Annotated in this window: 11 protein-coding genes and 1 pseudogene; 5 read left to right on the top strand and 7 right to left on the bottom strand. The window is 73.4% G+C overall.

Annotation, left to right across the window (positions count from 1 at the left end; genetic code table 11):
- Positions 1-33: 33 nt before the first annotated feature.
- From ggt to miaA, 3 genes are all read right to left on the bottom strand, one after another.
- A complete protein-coding gene (gene ggt, locus B4E97_RS14350; RefSeq protein WP_286960363.1) occupies positions 34-1,962 on the bottom strand; it encodes a gamma-glutamyltransferase in 1,929 nt (642 codons plus the stop codon).
- Positions 1,963-2,091: 129 nt separating this feature from the next.
- On the bottom strand, positions 2,092-3,096 hold the full coding sequence (dapF, locus tag B4E97_RS14345) for a diaminopimelate epimerase (protein WP_286960361.1): 1,005 nt from the start codon (positions 3,094-3,096) through the stop codon (positions 2,092-2,094).
- Complete coding sequence (miaA, locus tag B4E97_RS14340) at positions 3,093-4,088, bottom strand: tRNA (adenosine(37)-N6)-dimethylallyltransferase MiaA (protein WP_029212600.1); 996 nt, start codon at positions 4,086-4,088, stop codon at positions 3,093-3,095. The genes dapF and miaA overlap by 4 nt, the downstream gene beginning before the upstream one ends.
- A 125-nt stretch (positions 4,089-4,213) precedes the next feature.
- Between miaA and B4E97_RS14335 the strand changes: the two genes are divergently transcribed.
- Positions 4,214-4,411, top strand: a complete 198-nt coding sequence (locus tag B4E97_RS14335; protein WP_029212599.1) for an antitoxin — start codon at positions 4,214-4,216, stop codon at positions 4,409-4,411.
- A 49-nt stretch (positions 4,412-4,460) separates the two neighbouring features.
- Here B4E97_RS14335 and B4E97_RS14330 read toward each other — a convergent pair whose 3' ends face one another.
- A complete protein-coding gene (locus B4E97_RS14330) occupies positions 4,461-5,387 on the bottom strand; it encodes a LysR family transcriptional regulator (protein WP_286960358.1) in 927 nt (308 codons plus the stop codon).
- A 72-nt stretch (positions 5,388-5,459) separates the two neighbouring features.
- Here B4E97_RS14330 and B4E97_RS14325 point away from each other — a divergent pair, with 72 nt between their 5' ends.
- Together B4E97_RS14325 and B4E97_RS14320 are read left to right on the top strand one after the other, a co-directional pair.
- Positions 5,460-6,383: an EamA family transporter gene (locus B4E97_RS14325; protein WP_239266562.1), complete on the top strand. Its 924-nt coding sequence runs from the start codon at positions 5,460-5,462 to the stop codon at positions 6,381-6,383.
- Complete coding sequence (locus tag B4E97_RS14320) at positions 6,380-6,577, top strand: hypothetical protein (protein ID WP_019284573.1); 198 nt, start codon at positions 6,380-6,382, stop codon at positions 6,575-6,577. The genes B4E97_RS14325 and B4E97_RS14320 overlap by 4 nt, the downstream gene beginning before the upstream one ends.
- A 7-nt stretch (positions 6,578-6,584) precedes the next feature.
- On the opposite strand, the gene miaB is transcribed toward B4E97_RS14320, so the two are convergent.
- Positions 6,585-8,102, bottom strand: coding sequence for a tRNA (N6-isopentenyl adenosine(37)-C2)-methylthiotransferase MiaB (miaB, locus tag B4E97_RS14315; RefSeq protein WP_286960356.1), 1,518 nt, complete (start codon positions 8,100-8,102; stop codon positions 6,585-6,587).
- 49 nt (positions 8,103-8,151) lie between these two features.
- Between miaB and B4E97_RS14310 the strand changes: the two genes are divergently transcribed.
- Positions 8,152-8,889 carry a dienelactone hydrolase family protein gene (locus B4E97_RS14310; protein ID WP_286960355.1) on the top strand — a complete coding sequence of 246 codons (738 nt, stop codon included), beginning with the start codon at positions 8,152-8,154 and terminating at the stop codon, positions 8,887-8,889.
- Between the two features lie 3 nt (positions 8,890-8,892).
- On the opposite strand, the gene B4E97_RS14305 is transcribed toward B4E97_RS14310, so the two are convergent.
- Positions 8,893-10,095: an MFS transporter gene (locus tag B4E97_RS14305; protein ID WP_286960353.1), complete on the bottom strand. Its 1,203-nt coding sequence runs from the start codon at positions 10,093-10,095 to the stop codon at positions 8,893-8,895.
- Positions 10,096-10,213: 118 nt separating this feature from the next.
- Positions 10,214-11,716: a gluconokinase gene (locus tag B4E97_RS14300; protein WP_286960351.1), complete on the bottom strand. Its 1,503-nt coding sequence runs from the start codon at positions 11,714-11,716 to the stop codon at positions 10,214-10,216.
- Between the two features lie 105 nt (positions 11,717-11,821).
- Between B4E97_RS14300 and B4E97_RS14295 the strand changes: the two are divergent.
- A pseudogene (locus B4E97_RS14295) lies at positions 11,822-12,025 on the top strand (RNA polymerase sigma factor); the annotation flags it as partial.
- Between the last annotated feature and the right edge of the window lie 46 nt (positions 12,026-12,071).

Here is a 12,071-nt window from a genome sequence, read left to right as displayed (position 1 = left end):
GGGACGTGACCACTCGGCGGAGGGGCGGGGGGGTCAGCGGTGGCGGGGCTTGCTGGGCTTGCTGGGCTTGCTGGGCTTGCTGTGCTTGTCGAGCTTTCCCTGGTGAACCACCATCGCGGACCCACCGCCACCGCGGGTCGGCTCGGCCCCGGCGTCGAACAGGTTGCGCCCGAGGACGCGGATCGCGGTGCCGCGCCCGATGGTCTCGGCCGGGGTCATCGGCTGCCCGAGTGCCTTGAGCGCCGCTCCGGTCGCGCTGTTGATGAGCTGCGGCTCGGCGGTCGCCGCCGTGTTGCGCGACGAGATCCGCCGCGCTCCGAGCGCACCCGTCGCCGTCTTGTCCCGGTCGATGACCTCGACGATCGTCTGCGCGGTGGTCGTGATGATCGTCGCGCCGCCGGCGGCACCGGCCGCCATGAACGGCCGGCCGCCCTTGAGCACGATCGACGGGCTCATCGACGAGCGCGGACGCTTGCCCGGCGCGGGCAGGTTGGGGTCAGGGACGCCCTCCGTCAACGGCCTGAAGTTGAAGTCGGTCAGCTCGTTGTTGAGCAGGAAGCCGCGACCGGGGACCACCATGCCGCTGCCGCCGAACTGCTCGATGGTCAGGGTGTATGACGCGACGTTGCCCCACTTGTCGGCCACCGTGAGGTGCGTGGTGGCCTGGCCGTCGTTGCCCTGGCCGGCCTTGCCGAGCGCGGTGCCGCAGCCGCCGTAGGCCCCGTCGGGGTTGCCGAAGGCGATGGGACGCTGCTGCGCCTTGGCCGGGTCGAAGCCGCACGCCCGCTCCCGCGCGAAGCCCTGCGACACCAGCTGCTGGCGCGGCACGCCGGGCACGTCGCCCACCCAGCGGTTGCGGTCGGCGAACGCCGTGGCGGTGGCCTCGGCGAAGCGGTGGTAGTACTGCACGTCGTCGACGTCGTGCAGCGCGACGCCCGTGCGCTCGGCATACTCCTCGAGCAGGTTGAGGGTCTCGGCGACGGCGATGCCGCCCGAGGACGACCCCGCCATGCCGTAGTAGTCGTGGCCCTCGTAGGTCGAGTGGATGGGGGCCAGTCGCTTGACCTGGTAGCGACCGAGGTCGGCCGTGGTCATGGTGCCGCTGGGGACCATCACGCCGGGCACGGTGACCGGCGTGTTGACGACCTTGGCGATGTCCTGGGCGATCCCGCCGCGGTAGAGAGCCGACGGACCGCGGCGGCGCAGCTCGGCGTAGGTCGCTGCGAGGTCCGGGTTGCGCAGGACCGTGCCCGCCTCGACCGGCTTGCCGCCGGGGAGGAAGAGCGAGGCGGTCGCCGGGAACTGCGCGAACCGCTTGGCGTTGTCGGCGGTGGCGGTCTCGAACGCGTCGTCGACGACGAAGCCACGACGCGCGATCTCCTCGGCCGGGGCCAGCATCTGGCTGAACGACCGGGTGCCGTAGTCCTGCAGGGCCGCCTGCCAGGTCGCCACGGTGCCCGGGACCCCCACGGACAGGCCCGAGTTGACGGCCTTGGTGAAGTCCATCGGCTTGCCGCCCTCGAGGAAGGACGTCTCGGTCATGCCGGCCGGGGCGGTCTCGCGCCCGTCGATGGTCGACACACGCTTGGTGCGGGCGTCGTAGTAGACGAAGTAGCCGCCACCGCCGATGCCGTTGGCGTAGGGCTCGACGACGCCGAGGGCGGCCGCCGTCGCGACGGCGGCGTCGGCGGCGTTGCCCCCGCGCTTGAGCACGTCGATGCCCACCTGGCTGGCGACCGGGTCGACGCTGGCGACGGCCCCGCCGGAGCCGGTCATGGTGCCGGTCTTGGGCAGGGTGTGACCGACGGGCCCCTGGTCACGGGGGGCGGGACGCTGCGGGACCGGTGTGGCGCCGGCGGTGGTGAGGGAGGCGGCGGCGGTGACAGGCAGGGCCAGCGCGAGGGCGAGGACGCCCCGGAGCGTGGCCGACGGACGAGGTCCGCGGGGGCTGGGTGCAGTCATCTGCGGAAACTAGGCGAGGGGACATCTCGGGCAGAAGGGGCGATCCAGCATGTGGGACATTCGGTCCCGACCGGATGCGGGGAGCGTCCCAGGACTCGGACAGATCGGCCGGGGGCGGCCACGAGCCGGCTAGTGCCGGGGAGGCAGCTCGACGGTGCCGTCGGCGACCAGCGCTGCGGGACCGGACAGCTCGACCTGGTCGCCGGGCAGGGCGCGGACGTGCACCGTGCCGCCGGGCACGTCGACCCGCCAGAGGTCGGTGACCTGGTCCCGGGGTGCCCCGTCGGCTCCGGCGTCGCCCCCGCCGGCCCACCAGCGGACCGCGAGCGCCGCGGCAGCGGCCCCCGTGCCGCAGGATCGGGTCTCCCCCACCCCGCGCTCGTGCACGCGCATGCGGATGTGCCCCGGCCCGAGCACCTGCACGAACTCCACGTTGGTGCCCTCGAGGGGCGTCGGCTGCACGAGCGGCGCTCGGGTGAGGTCGAGCTCGTCGAGCTCGCGGCCGGCGGGCAGCATGACGACGGTGTGCGGGTTGCCGAGGTCGAGCGACAGGGCGGGGACGGCCTCGTGGTCGTCGACCTTGACCAGCGCGTCCGAGCCCTGCGCAGCAGCCTCGGCGGGCGAGCTCAGCCGCCAGGGTCCGAGGTTGACCGCGTATGCCGTCTCCCCCGTCTCGCGAGCGCCTGCACCTCGACCGTCGCCGCCGTGGCCGCCGTCGCCGTGACCACCTCCAGCACCCACGCGGACGTGCTTGAGCCCGGCGCGGGTCGCGATCGCGAACTCCGGGTCCTGCTCGAGGCCCTCGCGGCGCAGGTAGGCCGCGAAGACCCGCGTGCCGTTGCCGCACATCTCGGCGACCGACCCGTCGGCGTTGCGGTAGTCCATGAACCAGCGCGCGTCCGAGGCCTGGTCCATGACGGCGGGCTCGCCCGCGAGCGCCGTGGGGACGACCCGGATGACGCCGTCTCCGCCGATGCCGGCGCGGCGGTCGGCGAGCCAGGCGACCTCGCTGGGGGTCAGCGGGATCGAGCCCTGCGCGTCAGGGACGAGGACGAAGTCGTTCTCGGTGCCGTGGCCCTTGGTGAAGTCCAGCCGCCGGGGGCTGCCCACGGGCTCGGTCGGGTCGGAGGTCATGCCTCATTGTCTCCTGCGCGCTGGGCCGGGGCTGACAGGCCGGGCAGCGACGTCAGCACGCCCGCGTGCACCTCGTCGTGCAGGTCGCCGATGGGACGCTCCCCCGTGGCCACCGCGGTGGCGTCGTGCCAGGTGATCCGGGGGTCGGGGCGGAACCACGCCTCCTGGCGGCGAGCGAGCTTGCGCGTGAGGGTGGCCGTCAAGTCCTTGGCATCGTCCTCGGACAGGTCGCCGTCCAGCTGGGCCAGGGCCTGGGCGTAGCCGAGCGCCTTGCTCGCGGTGCGCCCGTCGCGGAGCCCGGCGGCGTCCAGCGCCCGCACCTCGTCGAGCAGCCCCTGCTCCCACATGCGGTCGATGCGCAGGCCGAGCCGCTCGTCGAGCACCGGCCGGTCCACACGCAGCCCGACGACGACCGTGGGCAGGCGATGGGTGCGCTCCGGCATGGTCGCGCTGAAGGGTCGCCCCGTCAGCTCGATGACCTCCAGCGCGCGCACGACGCGCCGGGCGTTGCTGGGGAGGATCTGGTCGGCGGCGACGGGGTCCAGCCGTCGGAGGCGCTCGACGAGCGCCGGCAGGCCCGCCGCGTCGTCGCCGACCTCCGCCTCGAGCCGACGGCGGACGTCGGGATCGGTGGGCGGGATGTCGAGCAGGTCCAGCGCGGCCCGGACGTAGAGGCCCGAACCCCCGACCAGGACAGGGACGAGCCCACGTCGCCGGACCTCGTCGATGTCGGCGCGCGCCTCGCGCTGGTAGGCCGCGACGCTCGCCTCGTCCCGCACGCCCAGGACGTCCAGCTGGTGGTGCGGGATCCCTTGTCGCTCAGCCACGCTCAGCTTGGCGGTGCCGACGTCCATCCCGCGATAGAGCTGCATCGCGTCGGCGTTGACGACCTCGCCGCCGAGCCGTGCGGCCAGGGCGACCCCGAGGTCGGACTTGCCGGTGGCGGTGGCCCCGACGACGGCGACGACGGGTGGCAGGGCGGGGTCCGGCATACGTGCCATTGTCCCAGAGCGAGTGACAAGGACCGGTCGCGTGGGGCAGGGTGGTCGGCGGAGCGCACCGTGCCGGCGACGGACCGAGGTGCTCCTGACCTGGCCCCGACTGGAAGGAGACGGCGATGAGCATGTTCGACAACATCAAGGACAAGGCCACCGAGGCTGCGGAGCAGAACCCCGAGAAGGTCGAGCAGTTCTCCGACCAGGGCATCGAGCGAGCTGGCGACCAGCTCGACGAGCGCACTGGTGGGCAGCACTCCGACAAGATCGACTCTGTCCAGCAGCAGGGCGACGAGCGCGTCGGCGACAGCAGCCAGTGACGTCGTCCCGCTGACGGCTCCGGCCGTCGCCTCACGACGCGAGAGGCCGTCACCCCTCGCGGGTGGCGGCCTCTCCCCGTGCCCGCACGAGATCGCGGCCGACCTCGACCAGCAGGTCCACGACGGTGCGCACGGCCAGGCGCTCGTGCCGCTCCCGGCGGGACAGCGCAAAGATCGAGCGGTGCGCCCGGACACCCTGCAGAGGCCGTATGACGACCCCCTGGCGTGATCGCGTGGTGAAACGAGGGAGGAGACCCAGTCCCTCGCCGGACGCCACCAGCGACTCGACCAGCCGGTTGTCGCGCAGGCGGTAGCGGCGCTCCAGGGTCGCCCCGAGGTCACGCTCGATGCTCCCCATGACCGTGTCGAAGGGGTAGCCGACCGGCACGCCCACCCAGGTCGTGCCGGCGAGGTCCGCAGGGCGCAGGGTCGCGCGTCCCGCGAGCGGATGGCTCGCGGGCAGCGCCACGTCGATGGGCTCGCGGGCGATGACGCGGCGCACGCGACCGTCCTGGACGCTCGCCGCCCCCGGCGTGAGGCTGTGCGCCACCACCACGTCCACGTCGCGGGCCCGCACCGCGAACTCCGCCTCGGGGACGTCGAAGTCGTCGATCTCCAAGTGGATCTGCGTGCTGCTGAGGCGCTGGAGGAGACCGGGCAGCAGCGCCTCTCCGGCGCTGGGCAGCGTGCCGATGCTGACCGTGCCGGCGGGGGTGCCGACGAGCTCGTCGAGCCGTCCATGGACCCGGGCGAGCACCTCGCCGACCTCGTCCGCGCCGGCCGCGAGCAGGCGGCCCTCGGGCGTCAGCCGGAGGCGCCGGCCGTCGGGCTCGACGAGGCGCACCCCGATCTCCCGCTCCGCGGTGCGCAGCTGCTGGGAGACCGCGGAGGGCGTGCGGTGGGTGGCCGCGGCGACGGCGGCCAGGGTCCCGCGGTCGGCCAGGTCACGGAGGAGCTCGAGGTGACGCAGATCCATGAAGCCAACCTAATGCTTTGCGTCATGGATCGTCGCTTGCCCTGAACGGTCGCGGAGCCGGACGATGGGTGCATGCCGATGACCCACCGCGCCCTCGCGGCCCTCGTGGCCGTGCTCTGGGGCGTCAACTTCCTGGCGATCCACACCTCGCTGGAGCAGTTCCCGCCGTTGTTCCTCGTCGCCCTGCGCTTCGCGATCATCGCGGTGCCCACGATCCTGCTCGTGCCCCGTCCCGACGTGCCGCTGACGTGGCTGGTCGGCTACGGGCTGGGGTTCGGGACGGTGCAGTTCATCGGGCTCTACCTCGGCATGGCCATGGGCTTCCCGGCCGGCCTGGCGTCGCTCGTGCTCCAGGCGTCGGCGCCGTTCACCGTGGTGCTGGGTGCGCTGCTGCTCGGCGAGCGGGTGGGGCTGACGCAACGCGTCGGGATCGCCGTGGCGGTGGGTGGGCTCGTGCTGGTCGGCGTGTCACGGGCGACGGCGACGAGCGTGCTGCCCTTCGTGCTGGTGGTGCTCGGCGGGCTGGGGTGGGCCTTCGGCAACCTGTGCAGCCGCCTGGCGCGCGCGCCCAAGCCCCTGCACCTGACCCTATGGATGTCCGTGGTGCCGCCGCTGCCCATGCTGGTGCTGTCGTTGCTGGTGGAAGGGCCCGCGCGCATCGCGTCGTCCCTCGGCACGTCGGTGTCGGCCGCGGCGGCGCCGGCGTGGGTCGGCCTCGCCTACACCGTGCTGCTCGGCACCGTCGTCGGCTCCGGCATCTGGGTGTGGCTCATGGCGCGGCACCCGGCGGGGGTGGTGGCGCCATACTCGCTGCTCGTCCCCGTCGTCGGGATCCTCACCGCCTGGCTGGTGCTCGGCGAGCGCCCCACCGCGATCGAGCTGCTCGGCGGTGTCCTCGTGATCGCGGGCGTGCTCTGGTCCGGGCGAAGGCCCCGCAGCGGCCTCGCGGTGCCTAGGGTGGAGGGCACCGATCGACTCGAAGGAGCCACACCATGACCGAGATGCGTGACGAGCAGCTGCCCGAGGGTGCCAAGGCCGCGCAGGAGGCCGCCGCGGAGGCAGCCCCCGGCCAGGCCGACATCGCCCACGACTCCCCCGACGCCGACCACGGCCAGATGCAGCAGGCCGCGACCGAGGGGTCGACCGACACCGGCACCGGAGCGGTGACCGGCAGCGGGATGCCCGACTGAGGTCAGGTCAGGCGCCGCAGGCGGGGCCGCTGCGCACCGTGACCGCGCTCGCGGCGGGCCTGCCGATCGACGGCATCCCCAGCGAGACCGCGGGCTTGCCCGGCACCGGCGCGTCCTGCAGCGCGGTCCAGGCGTCCCCGCCCGCCGTGCGACGCGCGCGATAGGTCCCTCCCGCGAGCGCCCCGTCCGCGACGAGGTGGTGGGGGGCGCCATACGTCACGTCGACCTCGACCACGTCGCCCGGCCGGGCGCGCTCGGCCCCCTCGGGCACCGCGAAGTGCACGAGGCGGTTGTCGCGCGCGCGGCCGGACATCCGCGCGGTCTCGGCGTCCTTGCGCCCCTCGAACGGCGCGACCAGCACCTCGACCGTGCGCCCCTCCTGCCTGCGGTTCTCCTCCCAGGAGATCCGGTCCTGCAGGGCGATGAGCCGGTCGAAGCGCTCCTGCACCACGGCCTTGGGCACCTGGTCGTCCATGGTGGCGGCGGGCGTGCCGGGGCGGATGGAGTACTGGAAGGTGAACGCGCTCGAGAAGCGGGACGCCTCGACCACCCGCAGCGTCTCCGCGAAGTCCGCCTCGGTCTCGCCGGGGAAGCCGACGATGAGGTCGGTCGTGATGGCGGCGTGCGGGATCCGGTCGCGGACGCGGTCGAGGATGCCGAGGAACTTCTCGGAGCGGTAGGACCGGTGCATCTCCTTGAGCACGCGGTCGGAGCCGGCCTGGAGCGGCATGTGCAGGCTCGGCATGACGTTGGGCGTCTCGGCCATCGCGTCGATCACGTCGTCGGTGAACGCGGCCGGGTGGGGGCTCGTGAAGCGGACGCGCTCCAGGCCCTCGATCTCGCCGGTCGCACGCAGCAGCTTGGCGAAGGCCCCGCGGTCACCGAACTCGACGCCGTAGGAGTTGACGTTCTGGCCGAGCAGGGTGATCTCGACGACGCCCTGCTCCACCAGGGCGCGGCACTCGGCGAGGATGTCGCCGGGACGCCGGTCCTGCTCCTTGCCGCGCAGCGCCGGCACGATGCAGAAGGTGCAGGTGTTGTTGCAGCCCACCGAGATCGACACCCAGCCGGCGTAGGCGGAGTCGCGGCGCGTCGGAAGCGTCGAGGGGAAGGTCTCGAGCGACTCGAGGATCTCGACCTGCGCCTCCTTGTTGTGGCGCGCGCGGTCGAGCAGGGCCGGCAGGGACCCGATGTTGTGGGTGCCGAAGACGACGTCGACCCAGGGGGCCCGCTTGACGATGGTGTCGCGGTCCTTCTGCGCCATGCAGCCGCCGACGGCGATCTGCAGGTCGGGGTTGGCGAGCTTGGCCGGACGCAGCTGGCCGAGGTTGCCGTAGAGCTTGTTGTCGGCGTTCTCGCGCACGGCGCAGGTGTTGAAGACCACCACGTCGGCCGTCGGGGGCCGCTCGTCGGTCGGGAGGCTCGCGAGGTCGACATAGCCCGCCGTCTCGAGGAGGCCGGCCAGTCGCTCGGAGTCGTGAACGTTCATCTGGCACCCGTGGGTGCGTACGTCATAGGTCTTCATCGCGTCACCCAGGATAGGCCAGCCACGGACGAGAGCTAGCCTGGCAGCCATGACGCTCGTGACTGGCGGTATCGACCTGGCCGAGGCATCCCGGGCGCGAGGGGGCTCGCAGCGGCTCCGTGCCTACGTCGCTCGACCGGAGGGGTCGGGTCCGTGGCCGGCCGTCGTGATGGCGATGGAGGCCTTCGGCGTCAACGACGACATGCGCAGCCACGCCGACCGGATCGCCGGCTGGGGCTATGTCGTCGTGGTGCCCGACCTGTATGCCGACGGCGGCGCCAAACGGTGCCTCGTCGCGACGATGCGGGCCATGCAGTCCGGGACGGGCCGGGCGTTCGTCGACCTCGAGACGGCCAGGCTCTGGGCGGTCGCGCAGCCCTGGTGCACCGGGCGTGCGGGGGTGATCGGCTTCTGCATGGGCGGGGGCTTCGCCCTGCTGGCCTGCGACCGCGACCGCTACGACGTCGCGAGCGCCAACTACGGCCAGGTGCCCGAGGACCTCTCGCGCAGCTGTCCGGTCGTCGGGTCGTATGGCGAGAAGGACCCGTCGTTGCGGGGCGCTGCGGCCACGCTCCGGTCCAGGCTCGCGTCGGCGGGCGTGGCGCACGACGTGGTCTCCTACCCGGACGCGGGGCACGCCTTCCTCAACGACGCGCCGCCCGGCCCGGCGGTCCTCTCTCCCCTGCTGCGCGTGGCGGGGTTCGGGGCCTCGCCACAGACGCGGGAGGACGCGTGGGGGCGGATCCAGGCGTTCTTCGGCGAGCACCTGGCCCCGGGCCCGGCCTGAGTGCTAGCGGGTGGGCGCGCCCGACGACGATACGGCGCCCGCGGCGGGCCGTGACAGGACGAGGCCGCTCACGGCCTGGGCCAGCGCGACGGCGAGGATGAGCAGCACGGGCACGGTCCAGCTCCCGCTGGCCTGGTAGACCGCGCCGGCCGTCACCGGGCCGACCGCGGCCAGCAGGAAGCCCGTGCCCTGGGCAAAGGCCGAGACGGCGGGCACGTCGTGCGGGTCGCGCTGCTGCGCGATGAAGGTCAGCGCGATGGCGATCCCCGCGCCCTGCCCGAACCCCATGACCACCACGCCGAGCAGCGCGGTGGTCGCGCTGCCCAGCAGCGCCACGACCCCCAGCGCGTACGCCGCGAAGAACGCCGCGAGGACGCGAGGGGCATGACGGTGCGTCGCCATACGCGGTCCGAGGAAGCTGCCGGGGATCCCGAGGCCCATGTAGACCCCGAGCATGACGCCCGCCGTCGCGGGGGCCACCCCGTGGCTGCGCAGGATCGCGGGCAGCCAGGTGAGCGGCATGTAGAAGCAGAGCGACTGCAGACCCATGAACGCAGCCGTCCACCAGGTGCGCGGGTGACGCACGACGTGCGCCATACCCGTCGGCGCCTGCGGGGTCGAGGCGTGACCGCCGGTCGGGTGGCGCACGACCTCCCGGGTGGCGGCGGCCCACAGGACCAGCGCCGCCGTGAGGGGCAGCACCCAGATCGCGAGGGTCCACGACCAGGACAGGCCGTGCTGGAGCAGGGGCGCCGTGGCTGCGGCCGCCGCGGAGGCGCCGCTGATCATGCACACGGTGTAGAGGCTCATCCGCTGCGGCACCTGGTCCGGGAAGCGGCTGCGGACGACGGCCGGGAGGACGACGTTCATGACGGCGATCCCGAGACCGAGGGCGACGGTGCCGAGGTAGAAGGTGGGCGTGGTCGGCAGGCTGCGCACCACCACGCCCGCCACGGTCAGCGCGGTGGCCGCGAGCAGCGTGCGCTCGGTCCCCCACCGCGCCACCAGGAACGGCGTCACGAACGCGAACAGCCCGAAGCAGATCAGCGGCAGCGTGGTCGTCAGCCCCGCGAGCGTCGGCGTGAGCTGGAGGTCCCGGCTGATGGTCGCCAGCGCGGGTGGCAGGCTGGTGATCGGCAGCCGGCACACCAGCGCCACCGCGACGAAGCCAGGCAGCAGCCAGCGCAGGTCAGCACGAGAGGACACCCCGCGACCCTAGCCGCCCACGACCCGGGCCGTGCGTCGCGTCCGCATCGTGCCCCCCGCGCGCTCAAGAGGGCCACGGGGACCGTATGCCGGCCGCCCGCCGCCTGCCCTCGTGAGGTCAGTGGCGGGGAGTGGGGGCGACGATCGCGGCGTAGAGCTCCTCGAACCGGGCGAGCCGGTCCGCGAAGTGCCGGGTGGCGTCCGCCTCGGGCTGCTCGGTGTCGCCCGTCGTCGGGGCGGCTCGCTCGACGTCGGGAGCCAGCACCTCGAGGGCGTGCAGGGCCGTGCCGTGGAGGGTGACGCGCTTGATGGTCACGGGGGTGACGGGCTTGCCGACGGCGTGGGCGAGCAGGGCGAACAGGCCTGGCAGGTCCTGCCCGACGCGGCCGCTCGCGAGGATGCGCTCGGGGGCGCCGGCCGCCTCCTCGAGCTGGACCGCCAGGCGGGCATAGCTCAGCACCACGCCCTCCATCAGCGCGCGGAAGATCTCAGCTGCCTGGTGCGAGACGGTCAGACCCGTCACGGCCGCCCGAGCGCCGCCGGCCCAGCCGGTCGACCTCTCGCCGGTGAGGAAGGGCAGCACCAAGGGGGTCCCCGCGTCCGGCACAGCCCTCAGGACGACGTCGAGCCCGTCGCGCTCCTCGGGCAGCCGGAGCGTCTCCTCGGCCCAGGTCACGGCCCGGCCGACGTCGTTGAGAGCTCCGCCCACGAGCGAGCGGTGGTCGTCGACGCGGTAGTTCCACAGCCCGGTCGGGAGCGCGTCCGGCGCCCCCTCGATCAGCACCCGCATCGCGCCGCTCGTGGCGAGGCTCGCCACCACGGTGTCGGGCCCCGTCGCACCGTTGCCGAGGTTGCTGGCGAACCCGTCGGTGATCGGCGCGAACCAGCGAGCCTCCGCAAGGGCCGGCCAGCGGCCACCCACGTCGACGACCGGCGTGAGGGTGTCGCTGGGGTCACGTGGCCTGCCCAGCTGCTCGGCCGTCACCCCGGCGACCTCGAGCAGACGCTCGTCCCACTCCCCCGTCCGACGGTCGAGCAGGCCGGTCCACGCGGCCGTCGAGGTGCCCGGGTCCGCGGTCCCGATGAGCCGGTGGAGGACATACTCCCCCAGCGACATCCAGCGACTCACCTGCGCGGCCAGGTCGGGCTGCTCCTGGGCGAACCACCGCAGCCGCGGCGCGAGATAGCTCGTGTGGATGCGGGTGCCCGTTCGCTGCTGGACGTCCGCCTCGTCCAGCTCCTCGCGCAGGACGGCGACCTCGTCCGCGCAGCGGGCGTCGGCATACGTGATGCAGGGGGTCAGCGGCGACCCGTCCTCGGCCACGCCGACCAGCGACGACGCGAAGGTGTCGATCGCGACGCCCCCGACCGTCGTGCCGCCCACCTGCTCGAGCAGCTCCTCGATGATCTCGGTCAGCTCGGCGACCACCTCGTCGGGGTCGATCGTCGAGGTGCCGTCCGTGGCGGTCGTGAAGGCGTGCGGCCGCTTGGCCCGCTTGCCCGCCGGGCGCCCCGCGGCGTCGTACAACGCTCCACGGCTGGCGGTGGACCCCACGTCGAGGGCGAGCACGATCGGCTGCTCCGCCTGGTCGATGTCGATCTCGAACGCCGGGTCGCTCACGGGGACTCCTTGGGTCGGGGGTCTCCCAGCCTAGGTCGGGGCGGGCGCGCGTCGCAGGTCGGGACGAGGTGAAACACTTGGCATCCGGCCGGACAAGGAGGGGGCATGGAGCACCCACCCCCCTCCGATCTGTCGGGGCCGGCCGCGACGGCGTTCAGCGCACTGTTCGACGACGTGCACGACGACCTCGTGAGGTTCTGCGCCCGCCGGACCGATACCGCCAGCGCCGAGGACGTGGCGGCCGACGCCCTGCTCACTGCCTGGCGACGGTTCGACGACGCGCCCCTCAGCCACGACGGCCGGCGCGCCTGGGTCTACGGGATAGCCCGCAACCAGCTCCTCAACGCGGCCCGGT

Source organism: Arsenicicoccus sp. UBA7492, assembly GCF_002479615.1.
In the GTDB taxonomy this organism is placed as follows: Bacteria; Actinomycetota; Actinomycetes; order Actinomycetales; family Dermatophilaceae; genus Arsenicicoccus; species Arsenicicoccus bolidensis.
The sequence above is the reverse complement of the archived record's forward strand: the minus strand, read 5'-3'. Positions and strand labels throughout refer to the sequence as shown.

Bases quoted from the DNA above. Each gene is read 5' to 3' on its own strand.
- miaB (WP_286960356.1), bottom strand. From the start codon at position 8,102: ATGAAGACCTATGACGTACGCACCCACGGGTGCCAGATGAACGTTCAC.
- B4E97_RS14335 (WP_029212599.1), top strand. From the start codon at position 4,214: ATGAGCATGTTCGACAACATCAAGGACAAGGCCACCGAGGCTGCGGAG.
- B4E97_RS14320 (WP_019284573.1), top strand. From the start codon at position 6,380: ATGACCGAGATGCGTGACGAGCAGCTGCCCGAGGGTGCCAAGGCCGCG.
- B4E97_RS14330 (WP_286960358.1), bottom strand. From the start codon at position 5,387: ATGGATCTGCGTCACCTCGAGCTCCTCCGTGACCTGGCCGACCGCGGG.
- ggt (WP_286960363.1), bottom strand. From the start codon at position 1,962: ATGACTGCACCCAGCCCCCGCGGACCTCGTCCGTCGGCCACGCTCCGG.
- B4E97_RS14325 (WP_239266562.1), top strand. From the start codon at position 5,460: ATGCCGATGACCCACCGCGCCCTCGCGGCCCTCGTGGCCGTGCTCTGG.
- B4E97_RS14310 (WP_286960355.1), top strand. From the start codon at position 8,152: ATGACGCTCGTGACTGGCGGTATCGACCTGGCCGAGGCATCCCGGGCG.
- miaA (WP_029212600.1), bottom strand. From the start codon at position 4,088: ATGCCGGACCCCGCCCTGCCACCCGTCGTCGCCGTCGTCGGGGCCACC.
- dapF (WP_286960361.1), bottom strand. From the start codon at position 3,096: ATGACCTCCGACCCGACCGAGCCCGTGGGCAGCCCCCGGCGGCTGGAC.